This is a genomic window from Brevibacillus sp. SKDU10 (assembly GCF_001645205.1).
Classification (GTDB): Bacteria; Bacillota; Bacilli; order Brevibacillales; family Brevibacillaceae; genus Brevibacillus_B; species Brevibacillus_B halotolerans.
In genome coordinates, this window is the sequence record NZ_LSSO01000112.1 from 20,833 (window position 1) to 36,313 (window position 15,481).

25 protein-coding genes are annotated in these 15,481 nt (G+C 39.5%); 24 read left to right on the forward strand and 1 reads right to left on the reverse strand.

Annotation, left to right across the window (positions count from 1 at the left end):
- Positions 1 to 5: 5 nt before the first annotated feature.
- From AYJ08_RS06340 to AYJ08_RS06445, 22 genes are all read left to right on the forward strand, one after another.
- Positions 6 to 1,010 (forward strand): hypothetical protein, encoded by a 1,005-nt coding sequence (locus AYJ08_RS06340; RefSeq protein WP_064017012.1) that lies wholly within the window; start codon positions 6 to 8, stop codon positions 1,008 to 1,010.
- Complete coding sequence (locus AYJ08_RS06345; protein ID WP_369799668.1) at positions 946 to 1,773, forward strand: ATP-binding protein; 828 nt, start codon at positions 946 to 948, stop codon at positions 1,771 to 1,773. The genes AYJ08_RS06340 and AYJ08_RS06345 overlap by 65 nt, the downstream gene beginning before the upstream one ends.
- Positions 1,774 to 1,788: 15 nt before the next feature.
- The gene (locus AYJ08_RS23900) at positions 1,789 to 2,523 is read left to right on the forward strand and encodes an ORF6C domain-containing protein (protein WP_064017013.1); all 735 of its coding nucleotides are present in this window, start codon (positions 1,789 to 1,791) and stop codon (positions 2,521 to 2,523) included.
- A 2-nt stretch (positions 2,524 to 2,525) separates the two neighbouring features.
- Positions 2,526 to 2,735: a hypothetical protein gene (locus AYJ08_RS06355; RefSeq protein ID WP_064017014.1), complete on the forward strand. Its 210-nt coding sequence runs from the start codon at positions 2,526 to 2,528 to the stop codon at positions 2,733 to 2,735.
- Positions 2,704 to 3,081 carry a YopX family protein gene (locus tag AYJ08_RS06360; RefSeq protein WP_064017015.1) on the forward strand — a complete coding sequence of 126 codons (378 nt, stop codon included), beginning with the start codon at positions 2,704 to 2,706 and terminating at the stop codon, positions 3,079 to 3,081. The genes AYJ08_RS06355 and AYJ08_RS06360 overlap by 32 nt, the downstream gene beginning before the upstream one ends.
- Positions 3,078 to 3,317, forward strand: a complete 240-nt coding sequence (locus AYJ08_RS06365) for a hypothetical protein (protein ID WP_064017016.1) — start codon at positions 3,078 to 3,080, stop codon at positions 3,315 to 3,317. The genes AYJ08_RS06360 and AYJ08_RS06365 overlap by 4 nt, the downstream gene beginning before the upstream one ends.
- 18 nt (positions 3,318 to 3,335) lie before the next feature.
- On the forward strand, positions 3,336 to 3,860 hold the full coding sequence (locus AYJ08_RS06370) for a Holliday junction resolvase RecU (protein WP_231929022.1): 525 nt from the start codon (positions 3,336 to 3,338) through the stop codon (positions 3,858 to 3,860).
- On the forward strand, positions 3,861 to 4,136 hold the full coding sequence (locus AYJ08_RS06375; RefSeq protein ID WP_064017018.1) for a hypothetical protein: 276 nt from the start codon (positions 3,861 to 3,863) through the stop codon (positions 4,134 to 4,136).
- Between the two features lie 472 nt (positions 4,137 to 4,608).
- Positions 4,609 to 5,004 carry a hypothetical protein gene (locus AYJ08_RS06380; RefSeq protein WP_064017019.1) on the forward strand — a complete coding sequence of 132 codons (396 nt, stop codon included), beginning with the start codon at positions 4,609 to 4,611 and terminating at the stop codon, positions 5,002 to 5,004.
- A gap of 52 nt (positions 5,005 to 5,056) precedes the next feature.
- On the forward strand, positions 5,057 to 5,266 hold the full coding sequence (locus AYJ08_RS06385; RefSeq protein ID WP_064017020.1) for a hypothetical protein: 210 nt from the start codon (positions 5,057 to 5,059) through the stop codon (positions 5,264 to 5,266).
- A 219-nt stretch (positions 5,267 to 5,485) separates the two neighbouring features.
- The gene (locus AYJ08_RS06390) at positions 5,486 to 5,902 is read left to right on the forward strand and encodes a hypothetical protein (RefSeq protein ID WP_064017021.1); all 417 of its coding nucleotides are present in this window, start codon (positions 5,486 to 5,488) and stop codon (positions 5,900 to 5,902) included.
- Complete coding sequence (locus tag AYJ08_RS06395; RefSeq protein WP_064017022.1) at positions 5,899 to 6,228, forward strand: BC1872 family protein; 330 nt, start codon at positions 5,899 to 5,901, stop codon at positions 6,226 to 6,228. Before AYJ08_RS06390 ends, AYJ08_RS06395 begins: the two co-directional genes overlap by 4 nt.
- Positions 6,228 to 6,449, forward strand: a complete 222-nt coding sequence (locus tag AYJ08_RS06400) for a hypothetical protein (RefSeq protein WP_064017023.1) — start codon at positions 6,228 to 6,230, stop codon at positions 6,447 to 6,449. Before AYJ08_RS06395 ends, AYJ08_RS06400 begins: the two co-directional genes overlap by 1 nt.
- A 35-nt stretch (positions 6,450 to 6,484) precedes the next feature.
- On the forward strand, positions 6,485 to 6,835 hold the full coding sequence (locus AYJ08_RS06405; RefSeq protein ID WP_064017024.1) for a hypothetical protein: 351 nt from the start codon (positions 6,485 to 6,487) through the stop codon (positions 6,833 to 6,835).
- A gap of 34 nt (positions 6,836 to 6,869) precedes the next feature.
- Entirely contained in the window at positions 6,870 to 7,118 is a 249-nt protein-coding gene (locus AYJ08_RS06410; protein WP_064017025.1) for a hypothetical protein, read from the forward strand.
- Between the two features lie 36 nt (positions 7,119 to 7,154).
- The gene (locus AYJ08_RS06415; RefSeq protein WP_064017026.1) at positions 7,155 to 7,373 is read left to right on the forward strand and encodes a DUF6877 family protein; all 219 of its coding nucleotides are present in this window, start codon (positions 7,155 to 7,157) and stop codon (positions 7,371 to 7,373) included.
- A 475-nt stretch (positions 7,374 to 7,848) separates the two neighbouring features.
- Positions 7,849 to 8,355 carry a sigma factor-like helix-turn-helix DNA-binding protein gene (locus tag AYJ08_RS06420; protein WP_082890887.1) on the forward strand — a complete coding sequence of 169 codons (507 nt, stop codon included), beginning with the start codon at positions 7,849 to 7,851 and terminating at the stop codon, positions 8,353 to 8,355.
- Between the two features lie 48 nt (positions 8,356 to 8,403).
- A complete protein-coding gene (locus AYJ08_RS06425) occupies positions 8,404 to 8,724 on the forward strand; it encodes a hypothetical protein (protein WP_064017027.1) in 321 nt (106 codons plus the stop codon).
- A 33-nt stretch (positions 8,725 to 8,757) separates the two neighbouring features.
- Entirely contained in the window at positions 8,758 to 9,018 is a 261-nt protein-coding gene (locus AYJ08_RS06430; protein WP_064017028.1) for a hypothetical protein, read from the forward strand.
- Positions 9,019 to 9,176: 158 nt separating this feature from the next.
- Entirely contained in the window at positions 9,177 to 9,587 is a 411-nt protein-coding gene (locus AYJ08_RS06435; protein ID WP_064017029.1) for a hypothetical protein, read from the forward strand.
- A gap of 90 nt (positions 9,588 to 9,677) precedes the next feature.
- The gene (gene terS / locus AYJ08_RS06440) at positions 9,678 to 10,412 is read left to right on the forward strand and encodes a phage terminase small subunit (protein ID WP_064017030.1); all 735 of its coding nucleotides are present in this window, start codon (positions 9,678 to 9,680) and stop codon (positions 10,410 to 10,412) included.
- Entirely contained in the window at positions 10,412 to 11,686 is a 1,275-nt protein-coding gene (locus AYJ08_RS06445; protein WP_064017031.1) for a PBSX family phage terminase large subunit, read from the forward strand. Before terS ends, AYJ08_RS06445 begins: the two co-directional genes overlap by 1 nt.
- A gap of 159 nt (positions 11,687 to 11,845) precedes the next feature.
- On the opposite strand, the gene AYJ08_RS06450 is transcribed toward AYJ08_RS06445, so the two are convergent.
- Positions 11,846 to 12,700 (reverse strand): hypothetical protein, encoded by an 855-nt coding sequence (locus AYJ08_RS06450; protein ID WP_064017032.1) that lies wholly within the window; start codon positions 12,698 to 12,700, stop codon positions 11,846 to 11,848.
- 92 nt (positions 12,701 to 12,792) lie between these two features.
- Here AYJ08_RS06450 and AYJ08_RS06455 point away from each other — a divergent pair, with 92 nt between their 5' ends.
- Both AYJ08_RS06455 and AYJ08_RS06460 read left to right on the forward strand, forming a co-directional pair.
- On the forward strand, positions 12,793 to 14,241 hold the full coding sequence (locus AYJ08_RS06455) for a phage portal protein (protein ID WP_064017033.1): 1,449 nt from the start codon (positions 12,793 to 12,795) through the stop codon (positions 14,239 to 14,241).
- Positions 14,238 to 15,278: a minor capsid protein gene (locus AYJ08_RS06460; RefSeq protein WP_064017034.1), complete on the forward strand. Its 1,041-nt coding sequence runs from the start codon at positions 14,238 to 14,240 to the stop codon at positions 15,276 to 15,278. Before AYJ08_RS06455 ends, AYJ08_RS06460 begins: the two co-directional genes overlap by 4 nt.
- The last annotated feature ends 203 nt before the right edge of the window (positions 15,279 to 15,481 follow it).

Genomic DNA, 15,481 nt, shown 5'->3' on the forward strand with positions numbered 1-15,481 from the left:
GAAGGATGGACACAACAGATAAATACGGGGCGGGCTTCGTGGTCATCCCCCGTATAACCTTTGAACATTTTATAGATGAGGTGCTTTATAACTACCTGATGAAAGGTGCGAATTACAAGGCTTCTAGTGAGTGCCAGAGAGGACAAATGATTGTCTCGGTTAGGAAATTACCTGAAGTAATGGGATGGACTTACCAGCAGATCAGGACTTCACTAGACAGATTATCAAGCAACCATCTAATCAAAATGGAGCAGATAAAATACAAAGGCAACAAAGCTTCACTAATCACAATTGTAAATTATGACGGGTTTCAGCAGCTAGAAAACTACTCAAAAATTAACGCACCGAACAACGCACCGAACAACGCAAGTGTTAACGCACCTGATAACGCACCTAACGAACCTGAAAATGAAGTTGTACCAAGCGTTTTGAGCGATGAAGAAGACGCGAACAACGCACCGAACAACGCAGGTAAAAACGCACCGAACAGCGCACCGAACAACGCTAATAGAACAGCAGTTAAACAACAAGATAAACAACAAGTAAAACATATAAAAGAATCTTGTCGGAGTCGAGAAGACATTACCTCTTTTGTTGACTCGCAACAGCTCCTCAACCGGATTGAATTACCTAATCGTTTGTTTGTTGAATACTTCGATCTGGTGAGACTTCAAAGAAAATCAGGAAAGGTAGCAAACAGCGTTCTTGAAGGACTATGGGGCAGGCTAGCTAAACAGGCTATTGATTCAAAACAAACAGCAGAAGCAAATCAGGCCATCGTCACCTATGCGCTATCTACATACATCATGGACTACGGTCATAAGCCTGCTGAGTATGCATTCGGTATCATTCGCAACACAAGCGAGCCTGAAGCAAGACAAGGAATGATGAGGCTCCAAAATCAGAAACATAGACAACGACCTTACAAGACTTGGGGTGATCGAAATGAATCCAGTGGAACAAGTGATAAACAACGTCGTGCAGATGAACTCGATGCGCTTTCCCTCTAAGGAAGATCATGTTTGCAAGCATTGTAATCGAGTGGTTGAAAAGATTGAAGTTGAAATCCTTGGCAAAAAGAAAGTGGTTCAACCAGTTTGCAAATGTGAGGCAGATGCAGAAGCAGAGGATATGAAAAGGCTCACTGAACACCAACAGCGACGCGATACAGAAAAGCTATTCTCAATCTCATCTCTTGGTAAACGGTTTGAAGAATCGTCATTCGAAACATTCATTCCACGAGAAGGTGCAGAAATGGCGCTGAAGCAAGCCAAGAAGTACGCGTTCGCTTTTGATGAGTACGGGCCGTTGAGTCTACTACTTTGGGGAACGTACGGGAACGGCAAGAGCAAGCTAGCTGCCGCAGTAGCTAACTGTCTGAAAAAGAATGGGAAAGTCGTGGTGTTCCAAAGTGTACCGGAGTTACTTCAGCGAATCAGGCAGACGTTCAACAAGAACAATGACGAGTCAGAACAGCAGATCATGAAGGCACTCCTTACTTGCGATCTACTGATTCTGGATGACATAGGTGCTGAGAAAGTCACTGATTGGGTGAGTGACGCTCTATTCAGAGTAATAGACGGAAGATATCGCAAGCAATTACCAACCTTCTACACATCCAATTTGAAGCTATCAGAGCTAGACGAAAAACTAGGTAGCCGAATTTATGATCGAATCTTGGAAACCACGATTCCGGTACAGAATAAGGCAGCCAGCTACAGGAAAGAACAGGCTGTAGAACGATTTGAAAAACTAAGACAAGAAATGAACTAAGAGGGGGAAGCGAGAATGAATCAATTACAAGTAATCGAACACCAAGGTAAACGTGTTCTTACTACAAACCAGTTAGCAGAAGTTTATGGAGCAGATGTAAAACATATCCACGACAACTTTCAAAATAATGAAAGTCGATACAAAGTTGGTAAACATTACTTTGTACTACAAGGTGAGGAATTAAGACAGTTTAAAGCTTCTACGCAAATATCGGGGAACCTCAAATTTGCTCCAATCCTATATCTTTGGACTGAAAAAGGCGCGTGGCTTCAAGCGAAATCTCTCAATACAGACGAGGCGTGGGAAGCCTACGAAATGCTAGTAGATGATTACTATCGAGTGGTAGGACAAGTTTCAAATCTTGGATTAAGCCCTGAGGTTCAAGCAATTTTCTTTCTCGACAAGAAAACTCAGGAGATTGAAAACCGCGTACTCCATTTAGAGCAAACCAAGACAGTAGATTATGGTCAACAACAAGTATTGAACACTTTATGCAAACGCCGTGTAGTAGAAATTCTAGGCGGGAAAAGTAGTGCTGCTTATAAGCAACTCAACAACAAACTATTTAGCGCAGCATGGAAAAGCTACCACGGTTATTTCAAGATCAACTCCTATCGTAATACACCAGCAAAAGAATTTGATAAGGCGAAAGAATATCTACAACAGTGGTCTCCACAGGGAGAACTTTTACGAGAAATAGAGGATGCAAACAGTCAATTGAGTTTCTTGTATGACATCAAAGGAGCATAGAAATGAACAACGAGAAAGCAGTATTAGCTATACAAATTACTTACTTTAAAAATTATATCCATGAGCTAGAAGAAGATATTAAAAACGTGCAGTATGACTACTCCAGAAGAATACTAGAGGGCAGTCTTACAGATTATCAGAAGGGCTTGGCAGAGGTTCAAGCTAGATGGGAGGCATTAGATGCGAGAGATAAAGTTTCGTGCATGGGATAAAGAAGATAAATACATGCTTGATTGGGAAATGATCAAGCTTGATGTGGAGTATTCAATAAATCAGCTTTTAGAAATGGATCGGTTTGAAATGATGCAATTCACAGGGCTCTGCGACAAGAATGGCAAAGAGATTTACGAGGGAGATATTGTTCAAATCGACAACACTGATGAAGTGAACATGTGGTTTCGTGGTAAAAAGGCTTTAGTTGAATGCAAACCAGGGAGATTCAGAATATTAATAGAATCAGGTGAAGCCAATATGATGAAGGAAGATATGTCGAACGTCATAGAAGTCATCGGCAACATATACGAAAATCCAGATTTGTTACAGGTTGGTGGGGAATGATGACCGAGAAAGAACTGCAAGAAATTCGTGAACGTGTAGAGAAAGCTACTTCAGGCCCTTGGAAAGAGAGAGCAAGGAACGGAGATTTTATTCATATTGCTAAGGGATTGGTTATAGGAGGCAATCAGAATGATGTTGATTTTATCACGAATGCTCGGCAGGATATCCCTAACTTACTGTCAGAAATTGATCGGTTGAGAAAAGCGTTGATAGAAATTAAAGAAATCTTGAGCTGACGGAGGGAGAGCATGAGAATGAACACAAGCTATGCAAATAGAGGAATGGCATTTGAGCAAATGCTAGAACTAGCAAATACGCAATATGAACGCAAAGATATTGCATTAATTAAAAAACTCCCCACTCCTGTAAAAGTGTTGAAAACAGAAGGGACAAGCATCAAGAAAGCTGTTTATGGTTCAAAATCTACAGTCGATTATTACGGAGTATACAAAGGCAGAGCCATATATTTCGAGGCAAAGTCAACTAAGAGTCATACAAGCTTCTCACTAGCAAACATCGGTGATCATCAGTTAGAACATTTGGGGAAGACAGAACAAAACGGCGCCCTGTGCTTCTTTCTAATCGAGTTTACAAGTAAGAGGGAGGTTTACTTTGTCCCTTACTCATTCATTCAAATGTACGTGCTTAACGCCCGTCTAGGAGGCCGTAAAAGCATACCTTATGATGAGTTCGAAATTTATGCTTACTTGGTTCAGAAATCTCAAAGGGCCTCACTGGATTACCTGGTATACGTAGATCGGATGATGGGAGTGGCGTGAATGGGGTACATCTCAGCGAAAAAAGCTAACAAATTAGCTGGTGAAGGTAAATTCAAAGGCCGTCCATTATACATTGCTTGCGAAGAATGCGACTTCATCTGGTTAGAAAGCGAGATTGATGAAGTACGTCAGCTATGGAGAGAAGACGAGTCTATTGCGAGTATCGCTAAAAAGATAAAAAGAGACATAGACGAGGTAACGCTACTCATCATAGATCAAATAAGACACGGCATGATTAGAAAACGTAAGGGAAGCTTATTAGAACACGTTAGCTAGGTAAACCAATAAATCAAGAGGAGTGAGCATTGATGAATACACAGGACAATCAAATAGTTAAAGAAACGTTGAACAAAGAGCAACTGGAGTGGCAGAAACAAGTCATTCGTGAGGAGATGGAAACCGAATGAACTACGGCTTTACATGGATAGAGATTGACGAGGCTCAGGCGTTGCGAGAGTGGGCGGAGAGCAAGAATTACTCTCCAGACAAGGGATAAGCTTCACCAGCCCTTCCAAACACCAAATGCACGACATGATACTGCTTCACAGGTAGATCAGGAAAAACAAACCTAACGTTATCGCTGTTTCGGATAGGTTCAACTTCAAAAGGGATGCTGTGTAGTCGAAACTTTCGAATTAGCCTAGCAGATCGACTACACGGCACTAGATAATAAAACGATTTTTGCATGATATCAACTCCTTTTGATAGAGCATATCTCTATCATTTGAGACAAAAATAGGAGGTAATTATGAGCAAAAATAGGATAGATTTGATTGGAGGATTAGTATCAAATTGGCGTGAATTGAAAGCCGAAATCGAAAAGCAAAGTACTCCATTTAATGTATATTTTTATGTTTACCATGAAGACGATTCGGAAGACGCATGTATTTTCCTTTCTGATGCAGAATTGATCAAATGGTTGAAAGAAAAATTTTACGATTGGGGCTATTGGGAATCTGGTAATTTTTATAACTGCATGAATGACATTAAGGTGTGGAAACTAATTTCGAAAAATGAAGTTGATTGTTACCCAAATCTATACTGCGATGCAAAGCCAACGTCTATTGTTGCTGATGGTCAGCAATACTATCGCATAGCAATAAAAATCAGTACCGAACTCATGATTTCAATATCGCTGAGTTGAGGAGGAAGCACAATGACCGAACAACAGATCATTGTGATAAGGAGAGCGTCAGATGACAGTCATTAAGGACAGGTGGCACACTGCAAGACAATCGTACACTTGTGACGGCTGCCACAAGGACATTAACGCAGGAGATCGGTATAGACGGTTATTCGGATCGGCGGAAGCTTCTGATCCAATGCATGAGCTGATCTTGTGCAGTAAACCATCGTGCGGCGGAAAAGAGGAGGAAGCCCAAAGTGATACGTTATACGTTATGTGATGAGTGTGAGCGAAAACAAGATAAAATGTTTAGTCGAGATTCGAGAAAAGTAGAACGATGCCAAAGGTGTAAGCGAGATTATACTACTCGTGCCCATGAAACATATTGTTCTGATTGCGCTAAAGAAGCTAGCATTTGTATAGATTGCGGTAAGGGTTTGCATAGGGATTAAACTTGTTTCTTTAATTACAACATAGGCTTTGTAAGTAGGAGGCAATTATGAGTAAATACCAGATAGATTTAGTTGGAAGCTCAGTGTCAAATTGGCGTGAATTAAAAGCCGTGATTGAAAAGCAAAGTAGTCTGTTTAACGAATACTATTATGTTTACTGTGAAGATGATACGGAAAAAGCATACATTTTCCTTTCTGGTACAAAATTGACCGGCTGGCTGCAAAAAAAGTTTTACGATTGGGGCTATTGGAAATGTAGCGACCTTGATGGTTGCATGGATGACATTAAGGTGTGGGAGTTAATCCCGAAGAGTAAAGTTGATTCTTATTCAAGTTTATACGGCAATGCAAAACCAACATCTATTGTAGCTGATGAACAGCGATACTATCGCAAAGCAAAAGGAATCCGCGTCGAACCCGTGATTTCAATATCGGTTGTATCGAAGTGGGAGGAAGCACAATGACCGAACAACAGATCATTGTAACACTGGCAACTGAGGTAATGGGGTGGCATATCGACACACCGTATTGGTCTGAAAGAAAGGTTTGGGTAAAAAGCCCAACTCAATATGATTGGATAGAAAGTTGGAACCCACTACAAAACCTAGACGATGCATTGCAGTTAGTGACGAGATTTGAAACATGGCAAGTGACCAAAATGCGCACTCCTTCAGGAGACCCAAAATATCGAGCTACAGTAAAGGCTAATCAATACACAGCATACGGAGAAACACCACAAGAAGCTATTTGCAAGGCTGCTATGGAAGTGGTTGAACAGGGGGACAAATAGTGAAAAAGGCTTGTAAGTTCAAAACCATTCAGAACATCTATTGGGATAACTGGGGCAAATACGTTACTGCGTTTCCAAAAGGCGGTGTTTACATCGGAACGGTTTATTACAATAATCACGGTGAAATTCAAGCCATAACAGCTAGAAGCCCCATATATGATGTGAAAGATGATGTGGATATGGAATGCATTGAAATATTGGAAATTACAGAAGAGGTTTAACACAACACACGATTTGTAAATGGGGAGGTAAGGGAATGAAAGCTGGTCATAGTCTGGATGTGCGAATTGCAAAGGCTTTGGGGTGGGACATTCATCCAAGTGGTTCGGTTTTTCAGAAAGGTACTAGGTGGTTTCCGATACCTGATTTTTCAACTGAATGGGATGGCATGGGTGTATTGGTAGAGGAAGCAGCTAAAGAAGGTATTTTCCTTGAATATGAGCATTTCAGAAACGGCAGATACATGGGACGTGCATGGAAATTCTGCGATGAGTCAGATGGTTGGATAAGTATGCCAAATAATCGAGCAATAAAACCTCCAATAGCAGATACAGCAGCTCTGGCAGTTAGTTTAGTCTTTCTGGAGGCGAAAGGAATCGGCATTTAACAAATCATTACTTGTGATAAGGGAGGAATAGATCATGATAAAAAGACCTGTAATGTGGGCAATTGGTTTCGAGCATCAGGAAGATACATTTTATAATTTCACGAAAGGCGAAGAAGATACAAACTTAACTTTTAACCATCTAGTTCCAACGAAAGATATGGCAATGGATTTTATTGAGAATTACTTGGCAATTTCATATATTCCAATTCCTGTAACAATTATCAGTTATTCCGAGGATGGAACTTTTGTCTACGCCTATGATCCACTTTATGAATGGGAGTAATAGTTAAAACCATTACTGTGATAAGGGAGAAGAGTAATGACTTATCTGGAGCAAATAACTAAAATCACAGGGCAACTACCACTAGAGGTATTACTAGACATTAATCAACGTATAGGCGATTGGCTTGCAAGTGGAGGAAAAGAGGACGATTTGTATATTCAACAGCAACTAAGATATGCAGAACGAATTTTGAAATTGAATAGCGAGTGCGATGAAAATGAATACTGCCCAGATTGCTGGCCAGATGAGAACTAAATATATAACACGATAAATGGGAGGTATTGATTATGAGAAAAAGACCTGTAATGTGGGCGATTGGTTTCAAGCATAAGGAAGGTGCAATTTACAATTGTAATTGTGGTGCAACGGGAGAGTGAAAATGAAAAGTGCCTCAATTCGAGGCACTCTAGTTCGGCTAATAATATTCTAGTACAATACCGAACAAACATTTGGGGCAGCTCCACAATTTGTCGGCTCAGCAGCTATAGCGCCACTAGCTGACATGACCATCATGATTGCTAAAGAAATAGCTAAGAACTTTTTCATAGTTCCACCTCCAAATACAATAAATAATAGAAAGTTCTGACAACAGAGCGTTCTGACAACAGGTTACCATACTTGTATATATTTGACAATCTATAAAAACAAAAAAGCTCCCTCATCGGAAGCCATGGAATATACGTTCGACAAAACTATTATACCATGAGCAGATGGTAAGGGGGAATGATTGATGAACACAATGCAAGAACTTTTAAAAGAGTATAAAGAGACAAGAAAGAAATTGAAAAAAGCATATGCTGATCTAAGAGCAACAGAGACAGTTCTTGATGATTCAGAAAAACGCTACCTCTCTGAAATGATTAGCGATGTAGAGTATGTAATTGAATGGCTGGAGACAGGACGTAGGCCAGAGAACAAACGTGGAATTGAGAGAAGAGCAGCCTATGAAAGAGAAAAGCCAGTGGATCCATTAAGAATGCAGGCATTTGTTTATAGAGGTACGGCAGGTAGTCCTTGCAACCTTACAGAGTGGGAAAAAGAACAACTAGAGGATGCGTTGTGTTGCCTATCAGCTAGAGAAAGAGAGTGCTATATACTTACCCATGGTGAAGGATTTTCATTTGAGGAAACGGCTAGATTTTTGTGTATTTCGAAGAGTAGTGTACAAACACTGGTAACACGGGCACAAAATAAAATTGCAAATCGTGTAGTTTCAAGCCTATTCCTTGTCGGATAGGCTCTTTTTTGTCATACGAAAGCCCACTATAAGTAGAAGGGTAAAACGATGGGAGGTGCTGAATTGAAAATCGTTCCTTTAAGTGATAAAGAAATTGAATTAATCATTAGCGCTCTAGATTATCAAAACTATGAATTTGCAACATATGAAGATGATTCAGGTCACTACGATCTTAAATTAAAGCTAGAGAAACGTCTTAATCAACCAGATTCAGAAGATGATATTAAGAGATTGATAAAAGCAGTTGGAGATAAGCTGGATAAAGAAATCAGGAAGTTCGAATTTGGTTTTGAAGAAACGCAGGAACGGATGAAACAAGTTAGAGAGAAAATGGGTAATTGGGAGCCTAGACTAATTCGCAAACGTTAAATATCTCTAAATTTATTCTGTAGGAGGGATAACATGGCATCTACTTCAGTCACAGTTAAAGTTAATGGAATTGAGGAATTAAAGGAGCTTACAAAAGCAATTGAAGATGTTGTGATAGCACTTGAGAAGTTAAATAAATGTACGAGCAAAAGGAATACCGTAACAGTATCACCGACTCTCAATTTAACGACTGCTCAATGTGTAGATGCAGTTTCTAACAAAGTGATGGAACAGATAAATGATGAAATTACCAAGTCTCTTGAAGTATATGGAAGAAAATTTAAGGTAGATTAGAATAGAATAACTGATTCAAAACTATTTAACATTTATATAATTATTTGATTAAATAATAATTTGTTGCTATTCCATTATAATTTTATTTACCAGAAAGTGATTCTATTTTATGATATAAATGTAATTTATTTACAAATAAAAGTATGAGGTGATTTAAAGTGAAAAAACTTTTAGTGTCATTATCTACTTTTGCGTTGGTTATTGGAACTTTAGCTCTCCCTGTCTCTGCCATGCCTCTAATGACTTCAAATGTTGAAAGCAAAAGTGTACAACCTGCTAAAGCTAGGGTTAATAAGTTACCATCTAGTTGGATTAAACATGACCTATACTCATATTCTTATTCTGGAGGGGACTCTGTTTATTTAAAAGATCATGGAGAACATGGTTTTACAATACTTGTAGATGGTAATCCTGAAGGGATAAGTTATAAAGTCTCACATGCTGGATCAGATATTACAGGTGACTTAACAAAGAGCCAGTTCGTCCTGGTTGAAGGAGATACGGCAAACATTTATTTTTATAATACTACCGGTCAGCAGAAAAATTTTAAGATAAAGTATACTTACTAAAATTTAATTACTGGGGTACGTTCAAAAAGGCGCTTACTAAGCGTCTTTTCTTTTGCAAAACAAACTCAATAGGTGGTGGTGATAATGTAAATGGCTAGAGCAAGAAGTCCAAATAGAGAAAAAGCCGAAACAATGTATCTCGAAAGTGGCGGAAACATGCTTTTGAAAGACATTGCGGAACAACTTGGAGTAAGTGATTCGCAAATACGTAAGTGGAAGAATCAAGACCAATGGGAAGCAAAGCTCAATAGTAACGTTACCAATACGAATAGTAACGTTACTAAACGAGTAGGCGCACCAGAGGGAAATAAAAACGCCGTAGGTAATCGTGGAGGATCAGCTCCAAAAGGAAATAGCAACGCTGTAACCCACGGCTTCTTCCGAAAATACTTCCCAGAGGAAACAGTAGAGATCATGGAAGAGATAGAATCAAAGTCTCCTATTGATATGCTTTGGGAGAACATTGTTATCCAGTACACAGCGATAGTAAGAGCGCAACGTATTATGTTTGTGCGTGATCAGGATGATGAGACGAGGGTATTAAAAAAAGAAAAGCCTGGTATGTTCGGAACAGAAGAAGAGTGGGAATACCAACATGCTTGGGATAAACAAGCTACATTCCTAAATGCCCAATCAAGGGCTATGGCAACTCTACAAGGCTTGATTAAGCGTTATGAAGAGATGCTTAACAGTTCACTAGCAACCGAAGAACAGCATTTGCGTGTTCAAAAATTGAAAGGTGAAATATCTGTCCTGGAACAAAAGACTTCCAAAGATGATGATAAGCCTATCGAAATCCTCATCAAGCGAAAGGGTGAGGGGTAATGGTTGAAAAAGAGGTTAATCCGCACTTTGAGGAGTTTTTGTTCAACTGGGATCACAAATTTTATTTTCTGGTAGGAGGGTATGGTTCATCTAAGAGCTATCATGTGGCCTTGAAGCTAATTCTGAAGCTTTTAGAAGAAAAACGAACTGCACTAGTCATCCGTGAGGTCTACGATACTATCAGAGACTCTTGTTTCACGTTATTTGAGGATATCGTCGTAGAACTAGGACTTGATGAGAAGATAAGGTTTGTAACATCGCCTATGCAGATTCGTTTTCCTAACGGCAGCAAGATCATATTCAAAGGGATGGACAAGCCTGCCAAACTGAAATCCATTCATAATGTCTCAATTGTCTGGATTGAAGAGTGTTCAGAAGTTAAATATGACGGGTTTAAAGAGCTATTAGGTCGGCTTAGACATCCAACGTTGAAATTACACATGATCTTGTCAACGAATCCAGTAAGCACATCCAATTGGTGTTTCAAACACTTTTTCAAGAACACCAAGGCGAAGCATTTTATTATGGATGACAAAGATTTATACAAAGAAAGGGTATTGATTGTAAAAGACACGTATTATCATCACTCAACTGCTGATGATAATTTATTTCTGCCAGCCAGTTATATTGAGCAGTTAGATGAGTTGAAAATACATGACCCTGATTTACACAGAATCGCTCGTAAAGGGGAGTTTGGTGTGAATGGTGTAGTTGTATTCCCTCAGTTCCAATCACGTCCACACAGCGAAGTTATACAGGCTATCGAGAGGATTAGAAGACCTATCTTGCGTGCAGGAATGGACTTTGGGTTTCAAACATCCTACAATGCGCTGCTACGGCTTGCGGTGGATCACGGGGAGAAGATTCTTTATATCTACTGGGAGTATTATAAAAATAAAATGACAGACGATAAGACGGCAGAGGAAATAGATGAGTTTAGACGTTCTGGTGAGCTTATCAAGGCTGATAGCGCCGAGCCGAAAACTATTAGTTTCTTCCGTCAAAAAAGGTTCAACATGAGGGCAGCTAAAAAGTTCCAAGGCTCCCGTGAACAGTACACAAAGAAGATCAAACGTTTTAAAAAGATCATTTGTTCTGATCAATGTCCAAACACCATAGAGGAACTGAAGGAGTTAACATTTGCAGTCGATAAACAAGGGGAAATACTCGAAGATGAGTTCACGATTGACCCTCATACGTTATCGGCTATTTGGTATGCGCTAGATGATTACGAGGTATCAGATTTAAAAGGTGGCTCGGTTTCTTTTGACTAGAAAGTGTTTATGCATTCTTCTTATGAGGAAGTGAAGTGGGAAGAAGGAGTGAATCTTAATAGCTATTCTTCGATAACGATAGCTTCAATACCTCATATGAAAAAGAAATCTCAATCTACTATAACAGTCGATTGAGCAAAGAATGTTAAATTAATAAAATTACTTGCTTGTAGAATCTGATTGATCAACTTCTGGATCATCTGGTGATTCTGAAATATATTGATCAATGGTTTTTGTTACGTTATTGAGTGCATCTGTGAGACGCTTTTCGTTTTCAATACGCTTTTCTAACAGCTTTGTTTGTTTTTGTTCTTCGATTAGAAGTTCTTGATGATGACGTTCCCTTTGTTGGAGATCTTCTTTGTGGTGCCGATCAAGTTGCTCCGATCCAACGTTGGAGAGATGCCATGTAATGATGATTGGAATAATTATCTCCAGAAACCATTTGAGCTTTTCCCATGTCCAAAGCTCCAAAGATTCTTGTGAATCAGAGGGAGGTTCAATAATGGGTGCCGATGAATCAGCATGCTCTTTTTTAGGTAATACATCAAGTAATGTAGATGATAATTTATCTATCGAGGGATAGATTGAATCAGGTATTTGTAAGGGCAGAGGATGTGATATTTTATTAACCAACTCTTGCAAATGACGGATCGATTCATTAGTGGTTAAGAAGGCATCTGTTATATTTTGGTTCTGTTTTCGGTTTTCTAGAGCAACTTTAAATGTTGGTGATATATCGTTCACATGCTTATAAATGTGATTATTTTGTGCATAGTCTAGAGCAGCTTTAAATGTTGGTGATGTACCTTCTTGAATCAAATGTTTAAATAAAGCATTATTTTGTGCATAATCTATGGCAGTTTTAGATGGTTGTGGAATATCTTTTTGAATCGAACGTTTAAAAACATCGTTATTTTGTTCATTGTCTAAATACCTTTGGAATGCAGGGAGATTCATTTTATTTATCTTTGCCTGTATCTTTTGAATGTATTCAAAAGGGTTATTTTTCAAACTTCATTCACCTCTTTGTTACGGATTATGAGTCTGCACAAATTTCATTATTCGACATAAAAATGGGGAATCCTACAAATGAAGGAGATTGTATGTTCTTAACAGAAACAGATGGAATTAACAAAATAATTGCTGATGGTGCTAAGTCAGGCATGACATTAGAAGAGTTTATCCAACGTGAAGTAGACGATTGGGAAGCATCAGAAGTCCGTGAGCTTATGATCAAGGGTGATAAATACTATCGCGGTGACAGTGAGATTTTAAACAGGAAACGAGAAGTAATTGGCGATGGTGGTAAGGTAGAAGATAAGAATCTAGCTAACAATAAGCTTGTACACAATTTTGCAAGGAAACTAGCAGATCAAAAGGTTGGCTATCTGCTCTCTAAACCAATGAGCGTACAAACGAATAACAACAGATACCAAACCTTGCTAGGAGACTACATTGGCAAGGCTTTTTTACGTACTCTCAAAAACGTAGGTAAGGAATCTATCAATAAGGGAAAAGCGTGGCTCCAGGTCTATTACAACGAGGCAGGAAAGCTATCATTCAAGCGTATTCCCAGTGAAGAAGTCATTCCTATGTGGAAGGATAGCGAACACACTGAATTAGATGCTGTTATCCGAGTCTATGAGATTGAAGCGTATGAGGGTAAAGAGAAGAAGCTTATTAAGAAAGTGGAATACTGGGACACTCTAGGTGTTAAACGGTATGTATACGATGGACAACTCATACCAGATGTAGAAATGGGTGACGAAGGTAGTCATTTTGTTGTCATGAGTGGAGCAGGTAAGGAACAAGGCCTTAACTGGGAGCGAGTGCCGTTCATCTGCTTCAAGTATAACGATGAGGAAATACCGTTAATCAAGTTTATTCAATCACTCATTGATGACTATGACTATCGTAAATCAGATAACGCTAACAACTTAGAGGATATGCCGAACAGTATTTATGTGTTAAGGGACTATGACGGCACCAACTTAGGGGAGTTTCGATACAACCTCGCTGCTTATCGTGCTGTTAAAGTAACGGGCGATGGTGGAGTCGAAACCATTAGCTTGCCGATTGATACAGAGGCGTTTAAAACTCATATGGAGATGAACAGAAAAGATATTTATGAGTTTGGGCGTGGCGTTGATACGCAGTCTAATAACTTTGGAAATGACCCTTCAGGAATCGCATTGAAATTCCTTTATGCTGACTTGGATATGGATGCCAACATGATTGAGACTGAGTTCCAAGCATCTATGGAGCATCTACGTTGGTTCATTGATCAGCACATAGTTAATACAGCTCAACAAGATTTCAGCAATGAGACAGTAGAATTCATTTTCAATCGAGATATTCTGATCAACGAAACGGATGCGATAACGAATGCAAAGGATAGTGTGGGCATCTTATCTGACGAAACAATTGTCGCTAACCACCCATGGACAACTAATGCGCAAGAAGAGTTAGCTAGAAGAAAGCAAGAACGTGAAAAAATGATGAATCAATCAGATCCATATGCTGACTTTGCTCCTAAGGATGAAAACGAATGAAAAAGCGCAACCAGCCACCACGTAGCTATTGGCAAAAGCGCAGTGAACAGGTAGCGCAGTTGTCCTTTGATGAGGCTGACAAATATGCTGAACAGCTTAGAAAAGAATATGACCGAGCTATAACAAGTATTAAGCGAGACATTGAGGCGTTCTATCAGTGCTTTGCTAACAACAATGAGATTAGTCTAGCAAATGCCCGTAAATTACTTTCAGGTGGCGAAATGAAAGAGTTCAAAATGACGCTAGAAGAGTTTACAGCAAAAGCTAAGGGTAACTTAGATGGTCGTTGGACAAAGGAATTAAACAACGTCTACTACAAAACTCGTGTAAGCCGTTTAGAGGCACTTTTAGTCCAGATAAGGCAATCAGTCGAGGAACTAACTTCAAAGCAAGAGAGACGTACCAGAGAGCTTCTGGAAGGCAACTATACAAACACCTATTATCGAACTTTATTTGAGATTCAAGCAGGTACGGGGATAGGTGTTTCTTTTGCTCGGGTAGACAAAGAGTCACTAGAGAAGACTTTGCAAATCAACTGGAAGGATGGCAACTACAGCGAGCGTATTTGGAACAATCGGGATAAATTGCTATCCGAGGTTCAAACATTGCTTTCTCAATCGTTCATTCGCGGAGATAGTTCTGATAAGACAGCAAAAGCATTGTCTGAACGGATGAATGTCTCCTATTCACATGCAGCAAGGATTGTGAGGACGGAGAGTAGCTACATCACTCATCAAGCTACTATGGATGGTTATAAGGCAAGTGGAGTGGTCAGAAAGTATGAAATCATAGCTTCTTCAGATGGGCGGACCAGTAGAATTTGCCGGAGTCTTGATGGCAAAGTGTTCAAATTGAGTGAACAAGAGGTTGGGGTTACGTATCCCCCATTCCATCCGAACTGCCGAACAACGGTTGTTCCTTATTTTGATGATGAAATTAACGTAGGTGAACGTATCGCAAGAGATAACAAAGGTAATGTGTTTTATGTTCCTGCTGATATGACATATGGTCAATGGGAAGAAAAATACGTTGCTTAAATGAGCCGTTTCGGTACTGTCGGCGTAAAAGAACAGGACATCACCGGACGCAACCGGGATAAAAAGCGTAGATGAAAGGGTGGATATCATGGACTTGAAAGAACTGTTGAAAAGCATGGGTCTTAGCGAAGAGCAAATTACTAAGATCATGGGAGGCGTTGAAGAAAAGTACAAGGGATATGTACCAAAACACAGGTTTGATG

Coding starts and splice junctions, on each gene's coding strand:
- AYJ08_RS06340 (WP_064017012.1), top strand. CDS start 6: ATGGACACAACAGATAAATACGGGGCGGGCTTCGTGGTCATCCCCCGT.
- AYJ08_RS06345 (WP_369799668.1), top strand. CDS start 946: ATGAATCCAGTGGAACAAGTGATAAACAACGTCGTGCAGATGAACTCG.
- AYJ08_RS23900 (WP_064017013.1), top strand. CDS start 1,789: ATGAATCAATTACAAGTAATCGAACACCAAGGTAAACGTGTTCTTACT.
- AYJ08_RS06355 (WP_064017014.1), top strand. CDS start 2,526: ATGAACAACGAGAAAGCAGTATTAGCTATACAAATTACTTACTTTAAA.
- AYJ08_RS06360 (WP_064017015.1), top strand. CDS start 2,704: ATGCGAGAGATAAAGTTTCGTGCATGGGATAAAGAAGATAAATACATG.
- AYJ08_RS06365 (WP_064017016.1), top strand. CDS start 3,078: ATGATGACCGAGAAAGAACTGCAAGAAATTCGTGAACGTGTAGAGAAA.
- AYJ08_RS06370 (WP_231929022.1), top strand. CDS start 3,336: ATGAACACAAGCTATGCAAATAGAGGAATGGCATTTGAGCAAATGCTA.
- AYJ08_RS06375 (WP_064017018.1), top strand. CDS start 3,861: ATGGGGTACATCTCAGCGAAAAAAGCTAACAAATTAGCTGGTGAAGGT.
- AYJ08_RS06380 (WP_064017019.1), top strand. CDS start 4,609: ATGAGCAAAAATAGGATAGATTTGATTGGAGGATTAGTATCAAATTGG.
- AYJ08_RS06385 (WP_064017020.1), top strand. CDS start 5,057: ATGACAGTCATTAAGGACAGGTGGCACACTGCAAGACAATCGTACACT.
- AYJ08_RS06390 (WP_064017021.1), top strand. CDS start 5,486: ATGAGTAAATACCAGATAGATTTAGTTGGAAGCTCAGTGTCAAATTGG.
- AYJ08_RS06395 (WP_064017022.1), top strand. CDS start 5,899: ATGACCGAACAACAGATCATTGTAACACTGGCAACTGAGGTAATGGGG.
- AYJ08_RS06405 (WP_064017024.1), top strand. CDS start 6,485: ATGAAAGCTGGTCATAGTCTGGATGTGCGAATTGCAAAGGCTTTGGGG.
- AYJ08_RS06410 (WP_064017025.1), top strand. CDS start 6,870: ATGATAAAAAGACCTGTAATGTGGGCAATTGGTTTCGAGCATCAGGAA.
- AYJ08_RS06415 (WP_064017026.1), top strand. CDS start 7,155: ATGACTTATCTGGAGCAAATAACTAAAATCACAGGGCAACTACCACTA.
- AYJ08_RS06420 (WP_082890887.1), top strand. CDS start 7,849: ATGAACACAATGCAAGAACTTTTAAAAGAGTATAAAGAGACAAGAAAG.
- AYJ08_RS06425 (WP_064017027.1), top strand. CDS start 8,404: ATGGGAGGTGCTGAATTGAAAATCGTTCCTTTAAGTGATAAAGAAATT.
- AYJ08_RS06430 (WP_064017028.1), top strand. CDS start 8,758: ATGGCATCTACTTCAGTCACAGTTAAAGTTAATGGAATTGAGGAATTA.
- terS (WP_064017030.1), top strand. CDS start 9,678: ATGGCTAGAGCAAGAAGTCCAAATAGAGAAAAAGCCGAAACAATGTAT.
- AYJ08_RS06445 (WP_064017031.1), top strand. CDS start 10,412: ATGGTTGAAAAAGAGGTTAATCCGCACTTTGAGGAGTTTTTGTTCAAC.
- AYJ08_RS06455 (WP_064017033.1), top strand. CDS start 12,793: ATGTTCTTAACAGAAACAGATGGAATTAACAAAATAATTGCTGATGGT.
- AYJ08_RS06460 (WP_064017034.1), top strand. CDS start 14,238: ATGAAAAAGCGCAACCAGCCACCACGTAGCTATTGGCAAAAGCGCAGT.